Raw genomic sequence first — 22,617 nt, forward strand, 5'->3', positions numbered from 1 at the left:
CTCATGCACCGTCGCCATCTCGCTCTGTTGGCCGTGCTCGCGCTGGTCGCTCTGGCCGGCTGTACCGGCATTTTCGGACCCGAGGAGGTCGACGAGCAACAGCTGAACCAGAACGCGAGCTACGACTGGGAGACGGAGACGAACGCCTCGATAACGCTGAATCGCAGCTCCTACCGTGCCGTGTACGACATCCCGGACAACTCCTCGTTTACCATCTACAACCGGGACGACCTCGGCCGCGAGGAGAGCGTCCCGGTCAGCGCGCTGCGCTTTCGCTTCGACAACGGGACCGTCATCAGCGCCGCGAACTCCTCGCTGACGGCCCGCCAGACCGGTAGCTCGACCGTCATCGAGCTCCCCGACAACAGCAGCGGCCAGGTCGCCTACAGCGCGCCGCGCCAGGGCAAGTCCTTCGCGACGCCGGTGTACACCAGCGGCTACACCTACGAGGTGACGCTTCCGCCGGGTCGCCGGGTCGGCATCCCGCTGCTCTCGCAGGTGACGCCCGGCAACTACGAGACCGACACGAACGCGACGACCGACCGGATGACCGTCACCTGGGACGAGCCGGTCGACTCGCAGTCGATACGGGTGCGGTTCTACCTGGAGCGTGACCTCTACATCTTCGGCGGGCTCGCGGCTATCGCCACCGTCGTCGGCGTGGTCGGAACGCTGTACTACTGGCGCCAGCTCCAGGCGGTGCGACGCCGGCGACAGGAGGCCGGCATCGACCTCGAAGAGGAGTACGAGGACGATTTCGACGACGACGGCCCGCCGCCGGGAATGCGCTGACAGCCGCTGTCGGTCACCGACGTATTATGTAATCTCGCGTAGTAGTTTCGCCCATGCCGACGGAGACATACGGGCAGTGGATGGGGACGCCGATGGACGAGCGCGACATCGACCGGCTGCTGACCGACACCGGCTGGGGCGTCCTCTCGCTGGCCCAGGGCGACGAACCGTACAGCATCCCCGTCTCGTTCGGGTACGACGGCGGTGACGTCTTTCTCGCGCTCATCCAGGACAGCCCGGAAAACACCAAGTTCGAGTTCGTCGAGGACGGGAAGCGGGCGCGCCTGCTCGTGACCGACGTCGACGGCCGCTTCGACTGGCAGTCCATCGGTGTAACGGGCACCGTGCGGGCGCTGGCCCGGGAGAGCGGTGACTGGGACCACGCCGTCGAGACGCTCGACGACAACGCCTGGTTCTCGACGGACTTCCAACGGGCCGACGGTATCGACGAGATAACGGTCTGGCGTCTGGCGGTCGACGAGGTGCGGGGGCTGGAAGTGCGAGAGGACGAGAACTGAAACCGGCGGCTGTCTGTTCGGAAAAGCGTTCCCGGCGGCACAGTGTTCCAGTTTGGTACGGCCATCAGGGCGAGATAGCCGCCACTGGAATCCTATGACAGACGCGGCGCCGTCCCGTCGTCGCTGGCGTGACTGACCGCCTGACGGCCGCGTTCTCACCCCATCGAAGGGTTAAGTACGCGCGGGCCGGAACTGGGCGTATGGCTATCGACCCGGAGTTCGAAACGAATCGTGACGTCGTCGAACAACACGAGGGTCACGATGTCTGGGGACCCGTCGAGGAGCCCGAGACGCTCGGTATCCACGGGACCCACGTCGCCGTCGACTTCGATATCTGTCTCGCCGACGGCGCCTGTCTGGAGGACTGTCCCGTCGACGTCTTCGAGTGGGTGGACACGCCGGGCCACCCCGAGAGCGAGATGAAGGCCGACCCGACCCACGAGGACCAGTGTATCGACTGTATGCTGTGTGTGGACGTCTGCCCCGTCGACGCCATCGACGTCGACCCCGGCCGGGAGAGCCGGACCTGACCGGTACCAACGGCTCCGATACGCACTAGCTCGCAGGGCTACGCGTTCCGACCGAACAGAACGGCACTCCGGCCCTTTTCGAAACTACGAGCCCGACCGCAGTCCCGTCACAACAGCGCGACGCCGAGTACGGCGAGCAGTATCGAGCCGGTCAGCAGCGCCTGGGCGACGCTCGAAGCCAGCATGCCGGCGGTCGTGACCAGCGCCGCTTTGGCCCCCTTTCGGGCGTCCTGCTGGCGGTAGAACTCGACGAGGAACACGGTCGCGGCGACGCCGAGAATCATGACGAGCGGCCCGGTGAAGAAAAACAGCACCAGCCCGACCACGCCAGCGAGCAGCGCCGTCGCGTTCGAGGCCCCGCCGGCCCGGGCGCTGAGTGCGCCGCCGGCGAAGTCGACGACCCACGTCAGGACGCCGATGAGGACGAGCGCCGCGAGGAGGCCGGCCCCGGGCTCGCCGGTGGCGTACCAGTAGGTGAAGACGCCGGCGAGCGAGAGCAACGCGCCGGGGACCTGCGGGACGAGGCTACCGACGACGCCGGCGACGAGCAACAGGAAAGCGAGGACCACAAGCGCCGTATCGAGAGTGAGGAACATCGCGTGTCTACGACGGTTCGCCGTAGAGGCTGGTCAACGTTTCGACGCATCCGGCGAGGGCCTGCTTGCACTCGCGCTCGGAGACGAAGCCCATCTCCCGCGTGACTGCCGGCCAGGGGCGGGCCTGTAACACCTTCCGGACGAGCAGGCGCTCCTCGCGGGTCGATAGCGCCGACGGGTCGGCGGGCGCCACGAGGTGTCGGAGCGCGAGCCGTCGGAACGGGGCCGGGTTCGTATCGAGGATTGACGCGCCGCTGGGGACGCCCGCGACGAGGCGCCACTCCCAGGCGGAGAGGTCGGCGCTGGGCTCGGCGTCGGCGGCCCCGAGCGCGGCCCGGACCACGTCGGGGTCGGCGTCGGCCAGCGCGTCGGTCAGCGTGGCGCCGATGCGGTCACAGAACCACCCGGCGTGGCGGGTCGCGAGTTCGCGGCCGGCGTCGCTACAGGGGTCGAGCATGACCGCCGAGTACTCCCCGCTGCGGTCGTTTCGCGAGGTCGAGAGGTGACACGTCCGGTAGCCGTTTTCCCGCCAGAAGTCGAGGAGCTCGGGGGTGGCGCCAAACCCCACGCCCAGCCAGTCCACGCTGTCGGCGAACTCCCGGCGGACCTCGGTCAGCAACCGCGAGCCCAGCCCCCGCGAGCGGACGGCGCCGTGCGTGGCGATGCGGAGGACGCGCCGGCCGACGGGAACGCCGGCGTCCCCGTCCCGGAGCTGTGTGGTCAGCACGTCGGGGACCATGTTCCCCCGGACCCGCCCGCCCTCGTACATCCGCTCGCGCGTCTCGGCGGACAGCCCGCCCTCACGAGCCAGCAGCGCCACGGCGACGACGTGTCCCCGGTGGGTCAGCGCCCGCACGGTCAGGTTCGGCGCGTCCAGCAGCCGCGCGAGGTCGGTCGGCTCCGTCCGGTAGTGGGCCAGCACGAGCAGCCCGAATACCTCCCGGAGCAGGTGTTCGTCGGCGAGTAGCTCCGCGGACGTGAGCCCCCGGTACGTGACCGTCTCCGGCGTCGCGTCGGTGACCAGCGGCTCGACCGGCGGTCGGGCGTCTAGCAGCAGGGCGCGGAACGCCCACACCTCCACGGGGTCGGCGTCGGCGTACCGGATTGGCGCGGTCATCGACAGCTCTGTCACGGCGTGGTCACAGTCGTCGAGCCGGTCGCGGAACCGGACCGAAAAGCCCCGTCCGGCGCCCTCGTAGCCGTGGACGGTCGTGGTAAAGCCCACCGACGGCGCCGAGAGCAGCGCTTCGAGCCGTCGGACGGGCAGGGCCGCGGCCTCGTCGACGAGGACGACGTCCGGGTCGTCGGGCAGGTCGACCGCGCTGGCCGGCGGCTCGTAGCGGATGCGGCCATCGCCGGCCTCGCCCGTTCCCGCGACCGTCAGCCGGTGTGGGGAGTCCGCACGGTCCCGCTCGACTGTACCACCGAGCGTCTCCAACAGCCCCGCGGCCCGGGTGAAAAGCTCCCCCGCGCTCCGGTACTGCGGGGCGGTCACCAGCACGTCCAGCCCCTCCCGGGCGAGGTTCGCCGCGGCCAGCCCCGCGGCGCTTGACTTGCCCCGGCCGCGGTCGGCCTCCACGACAACGGCGTGGCCCGGCGAGGCGAGCGATTCGAGCGCGCGGACGGCGTCTCGCTGGTCGGCGCTGCGACAGGCCTCGTAGGTCGCGACTGGGAAGGCGTGGTCGGCAGGGGGGTCGGGCACCGACCGCGGGCGATGTGGCGGCGGGTCGGTCAGGCCAGATTTCTCGACGGTGTCGCTCTCGCCGACGGCGACGACGGCGACGCCGCGGTGGGCGCGGACGGTCTCGACCAGCCGACGGCGGAAGTGTCCGGTCACGGCCGAGCGGTCGAAGGGGGGCACTGCGAGCGAGGCGTCGAACTCGTCCCGGCGGTCGGGCCACTCGTCGAGCGGCGGCGTCAACAGGAGTACCAGACCGCCCCCCGCGACGGCGCCCACGGCGGTTCCGAGGGCGTTGGGCCTGAGCTCGCGGTGGGCGTCGACGACGACGGCCGACTGCGTCCGACCCAGCAACTCGGCGGCGCGGCGCTGCTCGTGGCGCTCGCAACCGAGCACCGCTTCGGGGCCCAGGACCGTGGTGTCGTCGACCGGGATGTCGGTGGCGCCGAGCGCCGCTGCCGCCCGGTCCCGGGTCGCGTCCGGGTCGCCGGCCAGGACGAGCACCCGACGCTCGTCGGCTCGCTCCGCCTCGGCGCGCAACGCCCGGGCCAGTTCCATACCGGTTCTGGATCCCGGGAGCGTATTGAACTGACGGAACCGACGAACGGCGCGCCGGGCCGTTTGGGGGATGGGGAGCCCGGTCGAGCCCACAGCCCGACGGATTCCCCGCTCTCAGTGGCGGATACAGCCCGGATACCGACCGGTAACAGCCGGGTCGCTAGGGTTTTACCCCGCGGCATCGAAACTCCGCGCAATGCCACAGGTCGTGGTCCCGGTCCGCTATCCGCTGACGAAAGACTCCAGACGGACGCTGGCCGAGGCGATCAAGATAGCCGAGGAGGAAGACGCCGACCTCACGGTCCTCCACGTCAACCTCTATCAGAACAGCACGCGCGTGTCGCGGGCGGCGCTGAAACGGGCCGTCGAGGAGCAGTTCGGACACGTCCCTCGGAGCCGGTATATCGTCAGGTCGGGGATGCTCGTCGAGGAGACCATCCTCGACGAGGTCGCGGCGAACGAGGCCGACGTGGTCGTCATCGGCACGAAACAGGCCAGCCGCTGGCGGAAGATGATACGTCGCCTCGTCGACGACCCCGACATCGAGCGGTTCCTCCGCGAGGAGCTCGACTGTGACATCGTCACCGTCAGCCCCACCGGGGCGCCGCGTCACTCGCCGTCCGCGTCGGAGGACTGAGGCCCGTCCGGGTCGAACCGCGCGTCCGTCTCCACCGCCGGCTGGTCGGCCATCGAGACCGACATCGCGCCGCTGGTCTCGTCGAAGTGCAGGTGTGAGTGCGGGTAGGCGAACTCCACGTCGGCGTCCTCGACCAGGCCGGCGAGATTGGTCTGGACCTTCGAGCGAGCCGCGAGCAGTTTGTACGGTTCAGTCACCCAGTAGCGCAGCGTCAGCAGGACCCCGTGGTCGCCGTACTCGTTGATGTAGGCCGTCGGCGCCGCGGGGTAGCGGGCCGCGCCGACGCGGATGTCCGGGCCGCCGCCGATGACGTTGTCGACCTGCCGGGCCGCCCGCTCTATGAGCTTCCGGGCCTCGTCGATGTCGCTCTCGTAGGTGACCAGCACGTCCAGCGAGAGCCGCGTCCGGGGGTCCTCGGCGGAGTAGTTGATGACGTCCCGGTCCCGCATCGTCCCGTTCGGGATGACCAGAAACGAGTTGTCGAGGGTGAATATCTTGGTGTGTCGCAGCGTGATGTCCTCGACGAAGCCGCGCTGGTCACGGTCGGCCAACTCCACCATGTCGCCGATCTCGTAGGGCTGGTCGGCGAGCAGGAAGACCCCGGAGATGAAGCTCCCGACGATGGGGGCGACGACGACACCGACCACCGCGGAGAAGACGGCGACCGATATCCCGATGTCTCGGATTTGGAGCCCCCAGACGCCCATAATCGAGAGGAGGGCGAGCAGGTAGACCGCGACGCGGATGCCCCGAAGCGCCGTCCGGGTGAGACTCGGCCGGCGGAACCACTGGGCGATGCGCCGACCGAACAGCCGGACGACGAGCCGTGAGATGCCCCACGCAAGCGCGAGGATGATGGCGGTGGTGACCACCCGGGCGAGCCACGGGTCGATAGTGAACGGGAGCCACGAGACGAGCGTCTGGGTCAGGTCCGACGGCTGTCCGGTCCCGGCCGATGTCGTGGTCTGCAGAGGCCCCAACAGCAAGACGTGACCGGGATGCATGGAACACAGTGGTGGGCACGGCGAGAAAAGCGTTCCCCCTCGAAAAAGGCAAACGGTGGGCCCTCCAACATCGGTCCGTGCCCACTACCGACAGTCAGACACCGCAGTTCGAGGTGACCGACGACACCGTCGACGTCGATACGCTCGTCGTCGGCTTCACCGAGTACGGCCTGGCCGGTCTCACGGCCGTGGACTATCTCACAGACCAACTGGAGATGCGACAGGCGGGCCACCTCGTGGCCGCTGGCCCGCCCAGCATCACGCCCTTCGAGGGGGGCGTCCCGCGCCACCACACGCGGCTCCACGTCGACGAGGAGCGCTCGCTGGGCGTGGTGGTCGGCGAGCGAATGGTGCCCGTCGACGGGGCGGCCGGGGTCGCGGACGCCCTCGCCGGACTCGCCGACCGATTGGCCCCCGAGAGTATCACCGTCCTCACCGGCGTCCCGGTCGCCCACGGCCCCGACGACCACGTCCCCTTCTACATCGCGACCGAGGACTACCGCGACCGCTTCCTCGCCGACACCGACATCCGGCCGATGGGGAACGGCTTCCTCGACGGCGTCCCGGCCGAACTGGTGGCGGGCGGCATCGGCGACGACGAGCGACCCGTCGGGGTGTTCACGACGCCGGCCCACCCCCAGGCGCCGGACGCGGCTGCGGCGATTCGCCTGCTCGAAGCGCTGACCGAGGCCCACGAGTTCGACGTGGACACGGGGCCGCTGGAGACGTTCGCCGCCACCGTCGAGGCACAGTACCGTGCCCTGGCCGAACGCATCGAAGCGGCGGACGAACGGACCATGCCGGACGACCGAATGTACATGTGAGTGTGGTTATCACTCGAAATATATCGATTATTATCCCACGATGTGGGGATTCTACGTGAATAATTAAACAGACTGCCAACACTTATTTGACTGTTCGGCCCCTCCGAGTAAACGATGACTTCCACCGTCCCCGCGAACGCGACCGCCACCGCACCGCCCCCGGAGAGCCGCCAGAAGACGATGCTGTTCTGCCCGTCCTGTGGTCACGAGAGCTCGGTCACCGGCGACTGGAACGTAGAGCAGACCGACGACGGACACGCTTACCGGTGTCCCTGGTGTCACACGGTAATCAGCAGCCGCCCCGGGAACTAACTCACTTTGCGGATCTCTTTGTCGGTGATAATCGAGTCCAGTAGCGACAGCGGCGTCGCGTCGTAGGCCGGGTTCCCGACGGTGAACTCGTCGGCCGGTTCGCGATGGACCTCCGAGGGGGAGCGGACGTCGTTCTCGAAGGCGAAGGCGCCGTCGACGAACTTCGAGTCGCCGCCGATGGCTGTCATGGGAACGTCCTCACGGGCGGCCGTCGCCGCCAGCGGATACGTGCCGATGCGGTTGTACAGCGTCTCGTCGACGATACAGTCGATGCCGACGACCACCCGGTCGGCCTCGGGGAGATAGTGGCCCGAGGCCGCATCGACCAGCAGCGTCACCTCGACCTCGTCCATGGCGCCGAGCTTCCGCGCCATCTTCCGGCCCAGATACCGCGGCCGGGACTCGGAGACGTACACCTCGAAGGACGCGCCGTCGTCGACCGCCGCCTCGATGGCCGCGAGCACCGTCGTGGAGAAGTCGTGGGTGAAGAGGACGTCTTCGTCGGCGAGCTCTTCCGCCGCCCGCTGGGCGGCGCGGTCCTTGGCGGCCTCCACGTCGCTGACCACGCGGTCGATGGCCTCGACGGTCAGCCCCTTGGCCGTCGAGACGTCCTCGGGGTCGGCGTCGGTGACGGTGTCGATTATCTCCTGTTGGGTGGTGTGCAACGACGCGTGGGACCGGTTGGCCCGCCGCAGCGCGCGGCTGTTTCGCTCCAGCGTCCGGACGTACTCCTCGACGGTCGGGAACTCGCGGTCGGTCAGTTCCCGCAGCGCCGTCGCTGCCTTGACCGCGACGACAGAGGAGCTGTGGGTCTGCATCTCCTCTATCTCCGCGACTGTCTCGTCGATCATACCGGAGATGGCACCTGCGTGGATATGTGTTTTCCCCTCGCCCGCTAGCAGTCCGCGGCCGTTGTGCGCCCGGGAACACCGACGCCGTCGAGACGGGCGGTCGGGAAGTCCCGCCGAGTCAGTCGAGCACTCGGCGACTCAGAACTTCGCCATGTAGTCGTCGACGAACGAGCGAACCTCGTCGAGCGACGGCTGGTCGGCGGTGCGGACGAAGTGGCCGGCGACGGCGTTGCCGACGACGACCGCGGCCGCGGGGTCGAGCCCCGAGATGCGGGCCAGCGCGAGGCCGGCGTTGAAGTGGTCGCCGGAGCTCGTGGTCATCTCCGGTTCGTCGACCGCCGGGACCGAGACGCGCTCGGTGCCGTCAGCGGTGACGACGACCGAGTGGTCGATGCCGTGGCCGACGAACCACGTCGGTTCGAGCGCGTCGAAGACTGCCTCGGCGGCGGCCGCGAACTCGCGGTCGGCCTCGCCGGCGTAGGCGTCGGCCAGCACGTCCGTCTCGGCGCGGTTGGCCGAGACGACGACGTCCGTCACGTCCGTCAGTTCGCCGATGGCCGCGCGTCCCGAGCGCAGTCGGTCGGCGTCGAGCTTCCGGACGTCGCCGGGGTCGACGAGCACCGTCTCGGGCGGGGCGTCGATGTCCGCCCAGCGGTCCCGGAGACCGGTCAGCACGGTCGGGATTCTGGGCGTCTCGGACCAGTACCCCACGCCCAGCAGCGCGGCGCCGTCGAGGCGGTCGACGAGCCGGTCGTGACCGAAGCGGTCGTCGAGGCCGTCCCAGTCGAGCGCCATCGTGTCGCCGATTTCGGTCAGCATCAGCTTCCCGTCGTCGAACTCGACGGCGTCGGTGACGCCGGGCTCGCCCAGCGTGACGAGGTCGTAGTCGCCGAACTCCCGCTCGAACGTCTCGCGGACCGGGTCGCCGTACATCCCGACGAGCGTCGGCGAGAAGTCCCAGGTGCCGAAGGCGCGCGCCAGGTGGCAGGTGTGGCCCCCCGTTCGGCGGCCGTCTTCGAGCCACTCGTAGGAGAGCGAGCTTCCGGCCTCGACCGACCGGTCGAGGCGGTCGCGAAAGTCCGCGAGCCGTGGCAGCCGCTCGTAGCTCGTCGGGTCGGTGCGGTCGGCGACGACCTCGCGGACGCGGTCGAGGTAGCCGTCGAAACCGAACACGACGCGACGGGGGCCGATGTCGTCGGGAAGCTGCTCGCTGGCGGTGTCGGCGGCTCGCCGTGTCCCGCCCTCCATCTACAGCACGTCGTCGGCGCTCGCGCCCTCGAAGACGACCTCTTCGAGCATGTCGAGCATCTCGTAGGGGTTCTCGCGCTGCCAGACGTTGCGGCCGACGGCCAGGCCGGCGACGCCGACGTCCATGCACTCCTCGACGAGTTCGAGGAACTCGCGGTCTGAGGACTTCGACCCGCCCGACAGGAGGACGCGGTTGTCGGCGGCGGAGCGGACGGCGTAGTCCATCGCCTCCTTGCTGCGGGGGTATTTCACCTTCGTGAAGTCGGCGCCAAGTTCGAGGCCGAGCCGGGCCGCGTAGGCGATAATCTCCTCGCTGCGGTGTTCCTTGACCGCCTGGCCGCGCGGGTACGACCACATGGCGATGGGGAGGTCGTGTTCGCGGGCGGACTCCTGGACCGGGCGGAAGTCCTCGAACATCTCCGGCTCCTTGTTGACGCCGGGGTAGATGGTGTAGCCGATGGCGTCGACGTCGAGTTCGGCGGCGTAGTCGACGGTCCAGTTGTGCGCGGAGTAGGGGTCGCCCATCCAGAGGTCGGAGCCGCCGTTGAGCTTCGCCAGCAGATTCACGTCGTCCTTGTAGCTCGGATAGTACGTCTCGGTCAGCCCCTTCCCCACTGCGAGGGCCGTGACGGCGTCGTGGGTCGCCATCTCGAAGATCTGGTTCGGGTCGAGCCGCTCCTCAACGCCCGAGAACTGTTTCGGTCCGTGCTCCATCCCGTGGTCGTGTGCCAGCACAAGCGTCTTGTCGTTGCGAACGAGCGGTGAGTCTCCGAGGGGTCGCATGGGTGTGAACTACCGAGAAGGTACATTAACCGATTTCGGTTCTGCGTTTTCGCTCCCGTTCGTGTTCGTTTCTGCCCGGCCCACCGGCGTTATGTGGCTGGGGGGCGAACGTCCCCCCATGCCGACAGTAGAACTCGACGAGGAGACGGTGCGGCGCCTCGACGGCCTCCGACAGGAAGACGAGTCCTACGACCAACTCGTCACCGAACTCATCAACATCTACGAGGCCGAGGAGCTGACGCTGTTCCACGGCGGCGACGAGTACTGAGCGGCCGAAACAGGCAGACGTCGGCGCCCGACCTGGGCAGGCGTCTCAGCCGTCGGCCTGTTCGCAGACGCTCCCCCAGCGCCCGTTCGCCTGTAGCTCCTCCTGTAACTCGTCGGCGTAGGCCTGTGCGAGCTGTTCGGCTTCCTCGGTGCGGTCGCCGTCGCCGCTCCCGCCGCCGAGTCCCAGCGCCGACTTCACGCCGTCGAGCAGGCCGCCGGAGCCGCCGTCGTCGCTCGGGCCGGAACCGCCCATCGGCCCGCCCTGGTCGACCTTGTCGAGCTCCGGCATTATCGACGGGAGCTTCGACGTGTCTGCGACGAGCGTGGCCGTTTCGGGGTCCTCGGGCCCCTCGATATCGAACTCGACGGCCGTCATCACGAGGCCCCACTGCTGGCTGGAAAAGGACGAGGCCTCGACTCGGTCGGTGAACTGCTTGTCGACTGTCATTCGTTCGCCGGCGATGCGGCCGGTCCAATCGTCGTCGGTCATACCGGTGTATCGAGGGCCGCACGGATGAGCGTTTCCGACCGGCCATGATATACGGGCCCATGTCGCCGGCCACATGGCCGACCAGCGCCGTCGGGACGGCCTAGACGCCGGACTCGATGTCGATGTCGGCGTGGAGCTCCTCGGTCAGCGCGGAGTGGACGTGACAGATGTCCTCCGCGAGTTCGACGATGTCCTGTTCCTCGTCGCCCAGCGACTCCTCGACCGACACCTCGAAGGCGATGCTCTCCAGGTCGTCGTCCTCGTCGAGGTCGGCGGCGACCTCGACTTCGACCTCGCCGATGTCGTCGTAGTTGTACTTCCCCGCGGCGACGCGCAGCGCCGGGATGTAACAGGAGGCGTAGTCGGCCGCCAGGACCTCGTTGGGCGAGGGGCCGTCCTCCGAGAGGGCGTCGACGATGAGTTCCCACTCGCCGTTGATGACGCTCTCGACTGTGTACCCTTCCTCGCACGTGCTCTCGACTTCGATGTCTGCCATTGCGTTCGGCCACTCTCACGCCACCGGCAAAACAGTGCCCGATACGGTCTCGGGAGTTTCAAACCCCAGCCGGCCGAAGGCGGGCACATGCCGACAGTCGGATTCATCGGACTCGGCGCGATGGGTGCACCGATGGCGTGGAACCTCGACGAGGCGGGCTTCGACCTCGTCGTCTACAACCGGACGACAGACCGCGAACAGCCCTTCGCGGAGGCGGGCGTCTCGGTCGCCGACTCGCCCAAACACCTCACCGAGCGGGCCGACGTGGTCTGTTGCATCGTCAGCGACGGCGACGCCGTGGCCGAACTGCTCGAACGCGACCGCGGGGTCCTGGCGGGCCTCGACGAGGACACCGTCGTGGTCCAGATGAGCACCATCGGCTACGCGGAGACGATGGCAGCCGCCGACCTCGTCACCGAGGCCGGCGCGCGGTTCGTCGACGCGCCGGTCTCCGGGACCGTTGGGCCCGCGGAAGACGGGACGCTCGTCGGCCTGGCCGGCGGCGACGAGGGCACTGTCGAGGAGGTGCGGCCGATTCTGGAGGCGATGTGTGAGCCCGTGGTCCACTGCGGCGAGGTCGGCCAGGGGACGAACATGAAGCTGTTCATCAACCTCCTCCTGGGCGACGCGATGGCCGCTTTCGCCGAGGCGCTCGTCTTCGGGCGGGCCAACGGGCTGGACGTCGAAGCGATGCGGACCGTCGTGGCAAACGGCGCGCTCGACTGCCCCCTCTTCGATATCAAGGGCGGGACCGTCGCCGACGGGGACTTCGCCCCGCGCTTCCCGGTCGACTACCAGTTCAAGGACCTCTCGCTGGCGCTGGACCGCGCGGGCGAGGTCGGTGCCCCGCTCTCGCAGACGGCGGCCGCCCGCGAGTCATTCAGCGCCGCCCGGGCCCGCGGCTACGGGAACGAGGACATGACAGCGGTGATAAAACCGATGGAGGAGACGGCGGGCGTCGAGGCCCGCGAAGAGTAGTTACAGCTCGAACGTCTCGTCGCCCTCGAGGACGACCGGTTCGACGCCGCTCCCGGTCGCTTTCACCTCGCGGACGAAGTCGTCGGTGTCGATTTCGATGACCGGCATCGTGTCGTAGTGCATCGGGAAGGCGTAGTCGACGTCGAGCCAGTCGGCGGCGATGGCCGCCTGCATCGGTCCCATCGTGAAGTGGTCGCCGGCCGGCAGCGCCGCGGCGTCGGGTTCGAGATACGGCCCGATGACCTCGCGCATCTCGGTCATCAGCCCGGTGTCGCCGGCGTGGTAGAACGCCGTCGACTCGGCGTCGCTGACCTGCGTGGGCTTGGTGTCCGAGACGACGTAGCCGGCGGGCATCCCGCCGGTGGCGCCGTAGCTCGTCTCGATGCCGTTAGAGTGGTCCGACCGGTGCATCGTGACGAAGGCGTCGTCGAGTTCGACGGTGCCCCCGAGATTCATCCCGATGGTATCCTGGACGCCGAAGTTGTCCTCGCAGTACTCGACGAGCTCCGGTGTCGCCACGACCGTCGTCCCCTTGTAGCGGTCCACGTCGCCGATGTGGTCGGCGTGGCCGTGGGTCAACAGGACGTAGTCGGGGTCCAGTTCCTCCGGGTCGGTGTCGGTCTTGGGGTTGCCGAAGAACGGGTCGATGAGGAGGTCCGTGTCGTCGACAGTGACGTGCCAGGTCGAGTGGCCGTACCAGGTTAGCTCCATGATTCGCGACTCACTACTCGGCCCTGCCACTTAACGGCTGTACCGACGCGGCTCCGGCGCGCGGTTAATCGAACATCCCGAGCGTCGTGGGTTTGCCCTGCGCGTACCGAATCCAGCGGCGCATGTGCCGGTTCAGCCCCCAGAAGAGCACCACGACCATCCCGACCATCGCCGCGAGAATCACGACCCCGAGCACCAGCGGCTCCTCTGTCGGCAGGCCGAACAGCCCGATTATCGTCGCGACGAGCGCCATCTCTACCGCGGTCCGGATACCCGGAAGGATGAACCCCGGTGACGGGAGCGAATCGCCGGACGTGTCCCCAGCCATACACGGGGTTCGGGAGGGCGCTACTTAGCGGTTGTTGCCGTGCCGGCCGTGCCTTTATTCCCCCGCTCACCGTACGGCGGGGTATGAATTCCGACGCCCTGTCACGTCGGCGGTTGCTGGCCGCGGTCGGCGTCGGCGTGACCGGCACAGCGGGCTGTCAGTCGCTCCTGACCACCGCCGACCAGTCCAGCGACGACACGGCGGAGACGCCGCGGACCCCGACGGCCGAGGCGCCGACTGGGGGAGACGCCGGCGACGGCGGCGGCATCTACACCGACGTGTACGACGAGGTGGCGGACGCGGTGGTCTCGATTCAGGTCTACTCGGGGAGCGGCCGGCCCGCGTCCGGCAGCGGCTTCCTCATCGACGGGCGCCACATCGTCACCAACGAACACGTCGTCAGCGCCGGCGACACCATCTACGTCCGGTACGCCGACACCGACTGGCGGGAGGTCTCCGTCGCCGGCACGGACGTCTACAGCGACCTCGCCGTCATCGACGCCGGCACGGTCCCGGATTCGACCGAGCCGCTGTCCTGGGTCGGCGCCCGGCCGCCTATCGGGACCCGCGTCGTCGCCATCGGCAACCCGTTCGGGCTCACGGGCTCGGTCTCGGAGGGCATCGTCAGCGGCGTCGACCGGGCGCTCCGCGGGGCGAACAACTTCTCCATCGCCGCCGGCATCCAGACCGACGCGGCGGTCAATCCCGGCAACAGCGGCGGCCCGCTGGTCGACCTCGACGGCGACGTGCTCGGCGTCATCAACTCCGGCGGGGGCGACAACGTCGGCTTCGCCATCTCCGCACAGCTCGCCCAGCGGGTGATTCCGGCCCTCGTCGCCGACGGGTCCTACGACCACCCGTACATGGGCGTCGGGCTCTCGACGGTCTCGCCGCTCATCGCCGAGGCCAACGACCTCCGGCGGGCCTCGGGCGTCTACATCAACTCCGTCGTCCAGGGTGGCCCCGCGGTCGGGGTGTTGCAGGGCAGCACTGGCACCGCGACGGTCAACGGCACCGAGGTCGGCGTCGGCGGCGATGTCGTCCGCGCCCTCGACGACACCCCGACACCGACCCGGCAGGACCTGGCCACCTATCTCGCGCTGGAGACCAGTCCCGGCGATACGATGGCAGTGACGGTCCAGCGTGACGGGACCACCGAGACGGTCGAGCTCACCCTGGGTACACGGCCACCCCCCTGAACGGGTCAGTTGAGCGCGAGAAAGCGGTAGTTCAACACCGCGGCGAAGGCCACCCACAGCAGATAGGGCACCATCAACAGCCCCGCCGTCCGCTCGATGCGGCCGAACGCGACCGCGGTCGGCCCCGCCAGCGCGAGGAGACCGACAATGACGGCGAGCGCCAGCGCGAGGTTCTGGGCCCGGAAGAAGACCGGCGTCCAGGCGACGTTGAACGCCATCTGTGCGCCGAACAGACCGAGTGCGAGGCGACGGCCGGGGTGGTCCGTCCGCCAGACGAGATACAGCGCCACACCGAGCAGCGAGAACAGCACCGGCCAGACGACGCCGAACAGCCACGGCGGCGGGTAGATGGCGGGCTTTGCGAGCGATTGAAACCAGTCCGACCCGGGACCGCCGAGCGCGGCCGGCGCGCTCCCGACGAGGTTGACGAGGGCGACGGCGGCGAGGATGCCCGGGAGGTCGTCGCGAGCGAGTGACACGGCGGTCGTCATACCGTGGTGTTGCACCGCTCGTCGGGAATATCTATGCCTGTTACTCACAGCCGACGCGTGCAACCCTCCGGGCGACGGGAGAACTGTCCTCGCGGCGCGCTCACTCCAGCGGTTCGGCGGCGTCGCGCTCGACGAGCGGGTCGGCGTTGTCGGCCGGCAGCGTCACCACGTCGTCCGTCGAGAGGTCGTAGGAGCGCTGGTCGACGCCGAATATCTCGCCCACGTCGTCGGTGATACGGACGGTCTTGCGGTCGAGGTGCTGGGACTCCGGCTCGGCCTCGTCCGCCGCGGGTCCCTGGTCGTCGTCGACTATCGAGTGGGCCTCCTCGGTCGGTCGGTCCGGCGACGCCGCGGCGCCGTCGGTCGGCTCGCTCGTCGGCGTTTCGTCCGTCGGGGCGTCGGCGGCCGACGGGTCGCGTTCCGAGGGCTCCGCGCCGGAGCCGTCGCCGCCGCCCATGATGTCTGCGGCGTCGACGGCCGGCTCGCCCCCCGCCGGCGACGGGTCCCCGGCGGACGGGTCGCCCGCGTCGGGTGTCGTCTCGGTCGGGGTCGAGCGTGTGGCTTCGTCCGACGCCGTCGTAGGTTCGTCCGCGGACGACCCGTCGCCGACCGCGCCCGCCGGCGACTCGCCGGCGATGACGTCGAGGACGTGCTGGCGGTTCCCCTCGATGGCCTCGACCATCGTCTCGAACAGCTCCCGCTCCTCCTGTGTGAGCCCGCCGTCCTCCGTCGGCATGTCGGCGGCCGCCAGCGACGCCATCTTGACTATCTTCCCGACTCGGCGCTCGTAGATGGCCTCGACGGTCTGTTCGGCCGTCTTGATGTCGTCCGTGAGGCGGTTGACCTCCGGCGAGTCGAAGGGGTCGTCGGCACGCTCTGCGGCGCGGTCCCGCTCCTCCCGGAGCTGGGCGACGAACTGGCCGGCCTCCTCGTAAAACGTCGCGCGCAGCTGCTGGAGCTGGTCGGTCTGGCGCTCGCGGGACTGGACCGACTGGAGTTCGTCGAGTTTCATTCCTGTGCCTTCCGTGCGCGCCCGCGTGCCATGAGGAACACGCCGACGTGCTCTGGTACTGTCTGATGACCCGCCTCCACTGTAAAACTATCCCCGGCGTGTCGCTCGGTGTCCAGCTCGACCAGCCCGCCCTCCGTCACTTCCACGGCTATCTCGTGGCCGGTGAACGTCTCTGGCACGGCGTCGGACAGGGGGTCGAAATCGGCCAGCTCCCCCCGTTCCAGCCGCTTGACTTCGAGCCCGCTACCGCCGTGGAGCGACCCGGGCAGCCTGATGAGCCGGTTGGTGTCGGTCGTCACCGGCTCGTCTATCGGCGCGTTGTCCGCGGCGACGACCTCCTGGGCGAGTGTCCGGGCGATCTGGTACACCGCCGAGTGGACGTCGATGTTGCCCGCTTCGAGGGCCTCGTAGTTCGTCCGGGCGGCGTTGAGCGCGGCCGTGGCCTTCCCCTCGCCGATGCGGTCGTACCGCTGGAGCGCCTCGACGGCGTCTTCCTCGTCCATCGCGAGCCACTCGTCGAACTGGTCGAGGATATGCCGGTGGGCGCGCCCGCCCCAGCCGCCGTCGGTCGGCAGGGTCCGCTTGTCTGCCGGGCTGGAGCGGCCGGACGTGCCCGCAACCGTCTCGACCTCGACCAGCTCGTCGAACTCCAGGCCGATGCCCCGAACGTAGTCGACGATTTCGCGGCGGGCGTCCCGTTCCAGCCCGCGAATCCGCTCGTCGCGGACGTGGACGTGGTATCCCCGGCCCCCAGAGAACACGACCGTCGTCTCCTCGAAGCCGAAGTCGTCGTCCAGGAAATCCAGCAGGCGCATCAGCGCCGCCTTGCACTTTTCGAGCATCTCCCCGTAGCTGTCCTCGCCCAGCACGACCGACGGGAGGTGGTCGGCGTCCAGGTCGAAGACCAGGTCCGAGTCCCGCCACCCCTTCTCGCCCATCGTCGAGGCGCTGGGGTCGTCGTAGCGCCCCGCCGAGAAGTAGACGTGGCGGGGCTTCTTGCGCGCCAGGAAGTCCTCGATATTGCCCAGGTCGAGCAGCGACCGGTGGCGGACCATCGTCTCACCGGGGCCCTCCGTCCACGGGATGAAGCCCCACTCGCGTTCGTTCGCGGCCGGCGGCGGCGTTATCGACGACCGTCGGTAGTGGTCACCGAAGCGACCGCGCAGGTACTCGCGGGTCCGCTCGTCCATCGGACAGTCGTTGGACAGAGCGGTTCAAAAGGGTTCTCGTCTCGGGTCCGGCGACGGAGGGCCGTCGATGGGAGCGCGGACCGGTAGCGACCGTTCCGACCGCCGGAACACGGGGACACCTACCCCCGGAGGAACTGCGAGAGCTTCTCCGTAATCGAATCGTCGCCGAGCTTCAGATAGAAGGCGTCGCCGCCGTCCTCGTAGTAGTTGTCGATGCGCCGCCTGATCTCGAAGCCGATGTGCTGGTAGAAATGCAGTGCCTCCTCGTTCGTCGCGCGGGCGTGGCAGGTGACGGAGCCGTAGTCCTCGCTGACGCGGGCGACGAGGCGCTTGCCGAACCCGTGGCCCCGATAGTCGGCGTCGACGGCGAGAAAGAGGATGTACCCGTCACGGCGGACAGCGGCAAAGCCCACGAGCGCGTCGGTCGCGCGGTCGATGTACAGGTAGACCGTCGAGCGCCGGTAGGCGCTTCGGAAGAAGCCGCGCCGCTGGCGGAGCACACCTTCGGACCGGCGAATGTCCTCCTTGAGCTGCCACGCTTCGTCGACGTAGTCGTCGCTGCCCCGGTCGACGACCCGTGTCTCGATATTGACGCTCACTGGGGAGTAGGTATGACTGGCGTAACCATAATTCCACCGCCCGCTGTCTCGCCGAGGCGCTTTTGGCACTCCCTGTCGTCTACGCTCGCATGGCAGACACGCGCGAGACGGACCACATCCCGACGCCGTCGGTGAGGGCGACGGCGAGACAGGCCCTGGTGACCGGGGTCGCACTGACGATTCCGCTGTTCGTGACGCTGCTGGTCATCGGGTTCGTCGTGAACGCCCTCTCGAACGTCCTCGACCCCGTCGTCACCTTCGCCTTCCAGCTGAGCGGCTCGCGGCTGGTGGCGTCCGAGACGCCGGCCGCCCTGGTCAAACTGGTCGCCGTGATCGTCCTCTTCGTCAGTGTCCTCTGTATCGGCTTCGTCGCGGAGCGACACCCCGGGACGGGTCGTATCGAGTCGGTGTTCGACGCCACGATGGAGCGCATTCCGGGGGTGGGGTCTATCTACACCAGCTTCGACGAGATGAGTAAGATGCTCTTAGACAGCGATACGCAGAGCTTCCAGGAGGTCGTCCTGGTCGAACACCCCACGCCGGATTCCTACACCGTCGCCTTCGTCACTGCGAGCACGCCGGAGACGATCGAGCGGGCGACCGGCAACGACGAGATGGTGACGCTGTTCATGCCGATGGCGCCGAACCCGGTGATGGGTGGCCACGTCGTCCACGTCCCGACGAGCAAGGTCTACGACGTGGACATGACCGTCGAGGAGGGGCTGCGCTCCATCGTCACCAGCGGTGTGGCCGTCGGCGAGACCGACGAGCACGCGGTTCTCGGTACCGACGCCCGAGGAACCGAGTTCAGCTACCCGCCCCAGAGCCAGTATCACCCCGACGCCGGGACACAGCCGACGCCGCCGAACGCCGGCCGCGACCGCGAGGCCGCATACAGCGACGACATCGACGCCCAGCACGCCGACACACCGGCGGCGGTCGCAAGACAGGGCGATGGGGACACTGTCGGCTCGGAGACGAGCACACCCGAAGATATCGAACCCGCCGAGGAGGAACAGGGTTAGGTAGCTCCCTCCCCCAGTAGGGACGTATGAGTTTTAAGCCATGATCGGGGTAGTAATTGCCGGCCTGGTCTCGCTCGTCGGGCGGCCGGTACGGGCCCACGTCGACTACGTGACGGACTCGGGGGCCGAGACGCTGGACCCCGTGGCCTTCACCACCGACGTGCTATCGGACCCGTTCAACGCGGGGGTGTTCCTCGTCAGCGGGCTCGCAGTCACCGTCGGTATCGCGGCCTACCTCTGGGTCAGGCCGACCGTCACCGACATCGTCGTCCTGCGGGAGAAACTGGCGAGCTACGCCGACCTGGTCCCGTGGATGCTCAGACTCGCTGTCGGCCTGCCGCTCATCGGCGCCGGCTTCGAGGGGTACCTGTTTGCCCCGACGGTCACCTTCAACCTCGGCGCGAACCCGTTGCTCAGGGTCCTCTTTATCGGTCTGGGCTTTGCCATTCTGTTCGGGCTGGCGACCCGCATCGCCGCGACGGTCGGGTTGGTGACCTACGGCTGGGCGCTCGCGACCGAGCCCGGCGTGTTCCTCGCCGTCGAGTACGTCCCCATCTTCCTGGCGCTGTTCGTCCTCGGCGGCGGCCGCCCCAGCGCCGACGACATGCTACTGGAGGTCGCGAGCACCGACGGGAGCCTCTACGGCCGAATCGACCCGGTCCACCATCTCAAATCCTATCTGGACGAGCGGACCCGGCCGCTCCGGCCGTACGTGCCTGTGATACTCCGCGTCGGGATGGGGGTCTCCTTCATCTATCTAGGTCTCATCCAGAAGCTGGCCCAGCCAAGTAGCGGGCTGGCCGTCGTCGAAAAGTACAACCTCACCGCTGTGGTCCCCGTCGACCCGGGGCTGTGGGTCGTCGGCGCCGGCGTCACGGAGATAGCCGTCGGCGTTGCGCTCATCGCGGGCTTTTTCATCCGTGGCGCGGCCGCTACCTCGTTCGTCCTGTTCACGGTGACGCTGTTTGGCCTGCCGGACGACCCGGTGCTGGCCCACGTCGCGCTGTTCGGGATGGCTTCGGCCGTGTTCACGCTCGGCGCCGGCCCGCTCTCTTTCGACCGCTGGTTCGGCCGCCCCGCGGTCGGGGAAGACGAGTCCGTCGTCCCGGCCGACTGAGACGGCTCAGGCGCCCGGCCACCGGTCGAGTTCCGTCCGGTTACCGCTCTCGTTGTAATACACGGTGACCGTGTCGGTGGACCGCACGCGCCTGCCGTAGGCGTTGTCCTCGCCGATCTGGACGATATCCCCCTGTTCGACCGGTTCAGTCCGGTTCACGCCCGCTAGCTCTGACCAGTTCGCCTTCGCTTCTCCCCGGGGCCCCTCGAACTCGAGACGACCGGCCGGTATCGGGTCGCCCCGGCTGTGTGTCACCAGCAAGAGCCCGTTGTCCTCGGCGTAGTCGTAGGTGAAGTTCGCCTGCGGGGGCCCGCCCCCGCTGTCCTCGCCGACGACCAGGACGTTGATGCCGACCACCGCAGTCACGATGACCGTCATGCCCACGAGCAGCCCGATGCCGATAGATTCCGACATCGCGCGGTCTCCAGTACGCGGTCCCATCGGTACCCACTCGTATGTACACGACCATAAGGCTGTTCGGCCAGCTGTCGTTCAGCGCGAGCCGGTCAGACGGGCGCGTCGACGGCGTCGCCCGCCACCTCGTCACTCGCTTCTCGTGACGACTACGTCGGTGTCGGCGAACGCGTCGGCGAGTTCACCGGGGAGTGGCTCGTCGGTGACGAACAGGTCGATAGCCGCCGGCTCGGCGACGGTGACGAAGCTGCGCTCGCCGAACTTCGAGCTGTCGGCCACCAGCACGACGCGCCTGGCGTTGGCCACCATCGCCCGCTTGACTGCCGCCTCGTCCTCGTCCGGGGTCGACAGCCCCGTGTCGGCCGTGACGCCGTTGGTCCCGAGAAAGAGGATGTCGAAGTGGCGCTGGTCGAGGAAGGATTCGGCGGCCGGCCCGACGCAGGCGTGACTGCGCGACCGGACGGTCCCGCCGGTCAGCTTCACGTCGACGTCGGTGTCGGCAAGCTCCAGGGCGATTTCGGGCATGTTCGACACTCCGACGTAGCCGTCGTCCGGTGCGGCCCGCGCGACCTCCATCGTGGTCGTCCCGGCGTCGAAACACACGACGTGGCCGTCGCGTATCTCCTCGCTCGCCCGGGCCGCGATAGCCTCTTTGACTTCGAGTCGGTCGACCTCCCGCTTGTCGTAGGACCGCTCGCGGCCCACCGACGAGACGGGGACGGCGCCGCCGTGGGACCGCTCGATGCGGCCCTCCGCCTCCAGGTCCTGGAGGTCGCGGCGGATGGTCGCTTTCGAGAACTCGAGTTCCTCGGCCAGCGTCGCGACCGAACAGCCGTCCTGTTCGGTCACCAGTTGAACGATAGTGCGCTTGCGCTCGGCGGGGAGCATCTACGCCGGCTTGGACCGCGCCGGACTTAGCAGTTCCGTCCGGTTCTGCGTGTTTCTGCGCGATGTGCCGCGGCAAAGAGGTGGCCGGCTACAGTTCGTCCACGATAGCCTCAGTGACCGCCTCGGTTCCGGCGTCCCCGCCCAGGTCGGGCGTCTTCGGCCCGGATTCGAGCACGGATTCGACGGCGGCCCGGACCTGGTCGCCCTCGTCGTCGTAGCCGAGGTGGTCGAGCAGCATGGCGGCCGAGAGCACCATCGCCGATGGGTTCGCGACGCCCTCGCCGGCGATGTCCGGAGCCGACCCGTGGACCGGCTCGAACAGGGCGTTGTCCTCGCCGACGTTGGCCGACGGCAGGAGTCCGAGCCCGCCGACGAGCCCGGCAGCGAGGTCCGAGAGCACGTCCCCGGCGAGGTTCGGGCAGATGATGACATCGTAGTTCTCCGGGGTCATCACGAGGTGCATCGCCAGCGCGTCCATCAGCGCGGTGTCGTAGTCGGCGTCGCGGTCCTCGCCCACGGCGCTGGCCGTATCGAGGAAGAGCCCGTCCGTCTCGCGCATGACGTTTGCCTTGTGGGCGATGGTCACGTCGTCGTAGCCGTTCCGTTTCGCGTAGTCGAAGCCGAACTCGGCTATCTTCTCCGAGGCGTCCTCGGTGACGACGCGGGTCAGCGTCCGCACGCCGTCGGTTATCTCGCTCTCGATGCCCGAGTAGACGCCCTCGGTGTTTTCGCGGATGAAGACGATGTCCGTGTCGGGCTGGACGGCGTCTAGGCCGGGGTACGAGCGGGCCGGGCGGACGTTAGCGAAGGAGCCGACGACCTCCCGCAGCGGGAGGATGACGTCGGCGGCCGTCTCGCCGGCCGCGCCGAACAGCGTCGCGTCGGCGTCGGCGGCGATGTCACGCGTCTCCTGTGGGAGCGCCTCGCCGGTCTCGGCTTTGACGGCGTCGCCCGCGTCGCCGTAGACGAACTCGAAATCGACTGTCTCTACCGCCTCTAGCACGTCGACGGCAGCGGGCGTGACCTCCTGGCCGATACCGTCGCCGGGGACGACCGCAATCTCGTGTGTCATGTGCGCCGA

Annotated in this window: 28 protein-coding genes; 11 read left to right on the forward strand and 17 right to left on the reverse strand. The window is 68.6% G+C overall.

The features are described from left to right. Window positions 1-3 precede the first annotated feature (3 nt). From NJQ98_RS08470 to NJQ98_RS08480, 3 genes are all read left to right on the forward strand, one after another. Window positions 4-792, forward strand: coding sequence for a DUF5803 family protein (locus NJQ98_RS08470; protein WP_262177813.1), 789 nt, complete (start codon window positions 4-6; stop codon window positions 790-792). Window positions 793-845: 53 nt separating this feature from the next. Continuing rightward, the gene (locus NJQ98_RS08475) at window positions 846-1,310 is read left to right on the forward strand and encodes a pyridoxamine 5'-phosphate oxidase family protein (protein ID WP_262177815.1); all 465 of its coding nucleotides are present in this window, start codon (window positions 846-848) and stop codon (window positions 1,308-1,310) included. Window positions 1,311-1,510: 200 nt separating this feature from the next. After that, entirely contained in the window at window positions 1,511-1,840 is a 330-nt protein-coding gene (locus NJQ98_RS08480; protein ID WP_262177817.1) for a 4Fe-4S dicluster domain-containing protein, read from the forward strand. Window positions 1,841-1,947: 107 nt separating this feature from the next. On the opposite strand, the gene NJQ98_RS08485 is transcribed toward NJQ98_RS08480, so the two are convergent. Beyond that, a complete protein-coding gene (locus NJQ98_RS08485; RefSeq protein ID WP_262177819.1) occupies window positions 1,948-2,436 on the reverse strand; it encodes a DUF456 domain-containing protein in 489 nt (162 codons plus the stop codon). 7 nt (window positions 2,437-2,443) lie between these two features. Then, window positions 2,444-4,672 (reverse strand): tRNA(Met) cytidine acetyltransferase TmcA, encoded by a 2,229-nt coding sequence (gene tmcA / locus NJQ98_RS08490; protein ID WP_262177820.1) that lies wholly within the window; start codon window positions 4,670-4,672, stop codon window positions 2,444-2,446. A 196-nt stretch (window positions 4,673-4,868) separates the two neighbouring features. Between tmcA and NJQ98_RS08495 the strand changes: the two genes are divergently transcribed. Beyond that, window positions 4,869-5,309, forward strand: a complete 441-nt coding sequence (locus NJQ98_RS08495) for a universal stress protein (RefSeq protein ID WP_262177822.1) — start codon at window positions 4,869-4,871, stop codon at window positions 5,307-5,309. On the opposite strand, the gene NJQ98_RS08500 is transcribed toward NJQ98_RS08495, so the two are convergent. Continuing rightward, on the reverse strand, window positions 5,282-6,313 hold the full coding sequence (locus NJQ98_RS08500) for a mechanosensitive ion channel family protein (RefSeq protein ID WP_262177823.1): 1,032 nt from the start codon (window positions 6,311-6,313) through the stop codon (window positions 5,282-5,284). The two genes, NJQ98_RS08495 and NJQ98_RS08500, sit on opposite strands and share 28 nt — an antisense overlap. A 77-nt stretch (window positions 6,314-6,390) precedes the next feature. Between NJQ98_RS08500 and NJQ98_RS08505 the strand changes: the two genes are divergently transcribed. Together NJQ98_RS08505 and NJQ98_RS08510 are read left to right on the forward strand one after the other, a co-directional pair. Next, window positions 6,391-7,137, forward strand: a complete 747-nt coding sequence (locus NJQ98_RS08505) for a proteasome assembly chaperone family protein (protein ID WP_262177825.1) — start codon at window positions 6,391-6,393, stop codon at window positions 7,135-7,137. Window positions 7,138-7,251: 114 nt separating this feature from the next. Next, window positions 7,252-7,449, forward strand: coding sequence for a DUF8106 domain-containing protein (locus NJQ98_RS08510; RefSeq protein WP_262177826.1), 198 nt, complete (start codon window positions 7,252-7,254; stop codon window positions 7,447-7,449). Here NJQ98_RS08510 and NJQ98_RS08515 read toward each other — a convergent pair. The 3 genes from NJQ98_RS08515 to NJQ98_RS08525 all read right to left on the reverse strand — a co-directional run bounded on the left by NJQ98_RS08515 (window position 7,446) and on the right by NJQ98_RS08525 (window position 10,331). After that, window positions 7,446-8,300 (reverse strand): eIF2B alpha/beta/delta subunit family protein, encoded by an 855-nt coding sequence (locus tag NJQ98_RS08515; RefSeq protein ID WP_262177828.1) that lies wholly within the window; start codon window positions 8,298-8,300, stop codon window positions 7,446-7,448. The genes NJQ98_RS08510 and NJQ98_RS08515 overlap by 4 nt on opposite strands. A 138-nt stretch (window positions 8,301-8,438) precedes the next feature. Continuing rightward, window positions 8,439-9,548 carry a hypothetical protein gene (locus NJQ98_RS08520; protein WP_262177832.1) on the reverse strand — a complete coding sequence of 370 codons (1,110 nt, stop codon included), beginning with the start codon at window positions 9,546-9,548 and terminating at the stop codon, window positions 8,439-8,441. Further along, on the reverse strand, window positions 9,549-10,331 hold the full coding sequence (locus NJQ98_RS08525; protein ID WP_262177834.1) for a class I fructose-bisphosphate aldolase: 783 nt from the start codon (window positions 10,329-10,331) through the stop codon (window positions 9,549-9,551). A 118-nt stretch (window positions 10,332-10,449) separates the two neighbouring features. Between NJQ98_RS08525 and NJQ98_RS08530 the strand changes: the two genes are divergently transcribed. Beyond that, entirely contained in the window at window positions 10,450-10,599 is a 150-nt protein-coding gene (locus NJQ98_RS08530) for a DUF7557 family protein (protein ID WP_262177836.1), read from the forward strand. Window positions 10,600-10,644: 45 nt separating this feature from the next. On the opposite strand, the gene NJQ98_RS08535 is transcribed toward NJQ98_RS08530, so the two are convergent. Further along, entirely contained in the window at window positions 10,645-11,088 is a 444-nt protein-coding gene (locus NJQ98_RS08535; protein ID WP_262177838.1) for a DUF5799 family protein, read from the reverse strand. A gap of 100 nt (window positions 11,089-11,188) precedes the next feature. Next, on the reverse strand, window positions 11,189-11,584 hold the full coding sequence (locus tag NJQ98_RS08540) for an OsmC family protein (RefSeq protein ID WP_262177839.1): 396 nt from the start codon (window positions 11,582-11,584) through the stop codon (window positions 11,189-11,191). 87 nt (window positions 11,585-11,671) lie between these two features. Between NJQ98_RS08540 and NJQ98_RS08545 the strand changes: the two genes are divergently transcribed. Continuing rightward, window positions 11,672-12,562 (forward strand): NAD(P)-dependent oxidoreductase, encoded by an 891-nt coding sequence (locus tag NJQ98_RS08545; protein WP_262177841.1) that lies wholly within the window; start codon window positions 11,672-11,674, stop codon window positions 12,560-12,562. On the opposite strand, the gene NJQ98_RS08550 is transcribed toward NJQ98_RS08545, so the two are convergent. Both NJQ98_RS08550 and NJQ98_RS08555 read right to left on the reverse strand, forming a co-directional pair. Beyond that, window positions 12,563-13,273 carry a metal-dependent hydrolase gene (locus NJQ98_RS08550; RefSeq protein WP_262177843.1) on the reverse strand — a complete coding sequence of 237 codons (711 nt, stop codon included), beginning with the start codon at window positions 13,271-13,273 and terminating at the stop codon, window positions 12,563-12,565. A 64-nt stretch (window positions 13,274-13,337) separates the two neighbouring features. Then, window positions 13,338-13,601 (reverse strand): hypothetical protein, encoded by a 264-nt coding sequence (locus NJQ98_RS08555; RefSeq protein WP_262177845.1) that lies wholly within the window; start codon window positions 13,599-13,601, stop codon window positions 13,338-13,340. Between the two features lie 83 nt (window positions 13,602-13,684). Here NJQ98_RS08555 and NJQ98_RS08560 point away from each other — a divergent pair, with 83 nt between their 5' ends. Next, on the forward strand, window positions 13,685-14,800 hold the full coding sequence (locus NJQ98_RS08560; protein WP_262177847.1) for a S1C family serine protease: 1,116 nt from the start codon (window positions 13,685-13,687) through the stop codon (window positions 14,798-14,800). Between the two features lie 5 nt (window positions 14,801-14,805). On the opposite strand, the gene NJQ98_RS08565 is transcribed toward NJQ98_RS08560, so the two are convergent. From NJQ98_RS08565 to NJQ98_RS08580, 4 genes are all read right to left on the reverse strand, one after another. Continuing rightward, window positions 14,806-15,291 (reverse strand): TspO/MBR family protein, encoded by a 486-nt coding sequence (locus NJQ98_RS08565; protein WP_262177849.1) that lies wholly within the window; start codon window positions 15,289-15,291, stop codon window positions 14,806-14,808. 100 nt (window positions 15,292-15,391) lie between these two features. Further along, window positions 15,392-16,303: a hypothetical protein gene (locus NJQ98_RS08570; protein ID WP_262177850.1), complete on the reverse strand. Its 912-nt coding sequence runs from the start codon at window positions 16,301-16,303 to the stop codon at window positions 15,392-15,394. Then, window positions 16,300-17,493: a DNA primase small subunit PriS gene (gene priS, locus NJQ98_RS08575; RefSeq protein ID WP_262177851.1), complete on the reverse strand. Its 1,194-nt coding sequence runs from the start codon at window positions 17,491-17,493 to the stop codon at window positions 16,300-16,302. Before priS ends, NJQ98_RS08570 begins: the two co-directional genes overlap by 4 nt. Window positions 17,494-17,612: 119 nt before the next feature. Then, window positions 17,613-18,092: a GNAT family N-acetyltransferase gene (locus tag NJQ98_RS08580; RefSeq protein ID WP_262177852.1), complete on the reverse strand. Its 480-nt coding sequence runs from the start codon at window positions 18,090-18,092 to the stop codon at window positions 17,613-17,615. 89 nt (window positions 18,093-18,181) lie between these two features. On the opposite strand from NJQ98_RS08580, the gene NJQ98_RS08585 reads away from it, so the two are divergent. Continuing rightward, on the forward strand, window positions 18,182-19,117 hold the full coding sequence (locus NJQ98_RS08585) for a DUF502 domain-containing protein (RefSeq protein WP_262177853.1): 936 nt from the start codon (window positions 18,182-18,184) through the stop codon (window positions 19,115-19,117). A 40-nt stretch (window positions 19,118-19,157) separates the two neighbouring features. After that, window positions 19,158-20,234: a DoxX family protein gene (locus NJQ98_RS08590; RefSeq protein ID WP_262177855.1), complete on the forward strand. Its 1,077-nt coding sequence runs from the start codon at window positions 19,158-19,160 to the stop codon at window positions 20,232-20,234. 6 nt (window positions 20,235-20,240) lie between these two features. Here the strand turns inward: NJQ98_RS08590 and NJQ98_RS08595 are convergent, their stop codons facing one another. The 3 genes from NJQ98_RS08595 to NJQ98_RS08605 form a co-directional block, all read right to left on the reverse strand. Next, window positions 20,241-20,648, reverse strand: coding sequence for a type IV pilin N-terminal domain-containing protein (locus NJQ98_RS08595; RefSeq protein WP_262177857.1), 408 nt, complete (start codon window positions 20,646-20,648; stop codon window positions 20,241-20,243). Window positions 20,649-20,777: 129 nt separating this feature from the next. Then, window positions 20,778-21,536 (reverse strand): HTH-type transcriptional regulator GlpR, encoded by a 759-nt coding sequence (gene glpR / locus NJQ98_RS08600; RefSeq protein ID WP_262177859.1) that lies wholly within the window; start codon window positions 21,534-21,536, stop codon window positions 20,778-20,780. An 88-nt stretch (window positions 21,537-21,624) separates the two neighbouring features. Next, entirely contained in the window at window positions 21,625-22,608 is a 984-nt protein-coding gene (locus NJQ98_RS08605; protein WP_262177860.1) for an isocitrate/isopropylmalate dehydrogenase family protein, read from the reverse strand. Window positions 22,609-22,617: the final 9 nt, after the last annotated feature.

The sequence above is a fragment of the Haloarcula laminariae genome (genome assembly GCF_025457605.1).
In the GTDB taxonomy this organism is placed as follows: Archaea; Halobacteriota; Halobacteria; order Halobacteriales; family Haloarculaceae; genus Haloarcula; species Haloarcula laminariae.

Bases quoted from the DNA above. Each gene is read 5' to 3' on its own strand.
- NJQ98_RS08530 (WP_262177836.1), top strand. From the start codon at position 10,450: ATGCCGACAGTAGAACTCGACGAGGAGACGGTGCGGCGCCTCGACGGC.
- NJQ98_RS08555 (WP_262177845.1), bottom strand. From the start codon at position 13,601: ATGGCTGGGGACACGTCCGGCGATTCGCTCCCGTCACCGGGGTTCATC.
- NJQ98_RS08605 (WP_262177860.1), bottom strand. From the start codon at position 22,608: ATGACACACGAGATTGCGGTCGTCCCCGGCGACGGTATCGGCCAGGAG.
- NJQ98_RS08560 (WP_262177847.1), top strand. From the start codon at position 13,685: ATGAATTCCGACGCCCTGTCACGTCGGCGGTTGCTGGCCGCGGTCGGC.
- NJQ98_RS08535 (WP_262177838.1), bottom strand. From the start codon at position 11,088: ATGACCGACGACGATTGGACCGGCCGCATCGCCGGCGAACGAATGACA.
- NJQ98_RS08480 (WP_262177817.1), top strand. From the start codon at position 1,511: ATGGCTATCGACCCGGAGTTCGAAACGAATCGTGACGTCGTCGAACAA.
- NJQ98_RS08510 (WP_262177826.1), top strand. From the start codon at position 7,252: ATGACTTCCACCGTCCCCGCGAACGCGACCGCCACCGCACCGCCCCCG.
- NJQ98_RS08540 (WP_262177839.1), bottom strand. From the start codon at position 11,584: ATGGCAGACATCGAAGTCGAGAGCACGTGCGAGGAAGGGTACACAGTC.
- NJQ98_RS08545 (WP_262177841.1), top strand. From the start codon at position 11,672: ATGCCGACAGTCGGATTCATCGGACTCGGCGCGATGGGTGCACCGATG.
- NJQ98_RS08565 (WP_262177849.1), bottom strand. From the start codon at position 15,291: ATGACGACCGCCGTGTCACTCGCTCGCGACGACCTCCCGGGCATCCTC.
- NJQ98_RS08520 (WP_262177832.1), bottom strand. From the start codon at position 9,548: ATGGAGGGCGGGACACGGCGAGCCGCCGACACCGCCAGCGAGCAGCTT.
- NJQ98_RS08525 (WP_262177834.1), bottom strand. From the start codon at position 10,331: ATGCGACCCCTCGGAGACTCACCGCTCGTTCGCAACGACAAGACGCTT.
- NJQ98_RS08550 (WP_262177843.1), bottom strand. From the start codon at position 13,273: ATGGAGCTAACCTGGTACGGCCACTCGACCTGGCACGTCACTGTCGAC.
- NJQ98_RS08485 (WP_262177819.1), bottom strand. From the start codon at position 2,436: ATGTTCCTCACTCTCGATACGGCGCTTGTGGTCCTCGCTTTCCTGTTG.
- NJQ98_RS08585 (WP_262177853.1), top strand. From the start codon at position 18,182: ATGGCAGACACGCGCGAGACGGACCACATCCCGACGCCGTCGGTGAGG.
- NJQ98_RS08470 (WP_262177813.1), top strand. From the start codon at position 4: ATGCACCGTCGCCATCTCGCTCTGTTGGCCGTGCTCGCGCTGGTCGCT.
- NJQ98_RS08475 (WP_262177815.1), top strand. From the start codon at position 846: ATGCCGACGGAGACATACGGGCAGTGGATGGGGACGCCGATGGACGAG.
- NJQ98_RS08590 (WP_262177855.1), top strand. From the start codon at position 19,158: ATGATCGGGGTAGTAATTGCCGGCCTGGTCTCGCTCGTCGGGCGGCCG.
- NJQ98_RS08570 (WP_262177850.1), bottom strand. From the start codon at position 16,303: ATGAAACTCGACGAACTCCAGTCGGTCCAGTCCCGCGAGCGCCAGACC.
- NJQ98_RS08595 (WP_262177857.1), bottom strand. From the start codon at position 20,648: ATGTCGGAATCTATCGGCATCGGGCTGCTCGTGGGCATGACGGTCATC.
- tmcA (WP_262177820.1), bottom strand. From the start codon at position 4,672: ATGGAACTGGCCCGGGCGTTGCGCGCCGAGGCGGAGCGAGCCGACGAG.
- NJQ98_RS08500 (WP_262177823.1), bottom strand. From the start codon at position 6,313: ATGCATCCCGGTCACGTCTTGCTGTTGGGGCCTCTGCAGACCACGACA.
- priS (WP_262177851.1), bottom strand. From the start codon at position 17,493: ATGGACGAGCGGACCCGCGAGTACCTGCGCGGTCGCTTCGGTGACCAC.
- glpR (WP_262177859.1), bottom strand. From the start codon at position 21,536: ATGCTCCCCGCCGAGCGCAAGCGCACTATCGTTCAACTGGTGACCGAA.
- NJQ98_RS08495 (WP_262177822.1), top strand. From the start codon at position 4,869: ATGCCACAGGTCGTGGTCCCGGTCCGCTATCCGCTGACGAAAGACTCC.
- NJQ98_RS08515 (WP_262177828.1), bottom strand. From the start codon at position 8,300: ATGATCGACGAGACAGTCGCGGAGATAGAGGAGATGCAGACCCACAGC.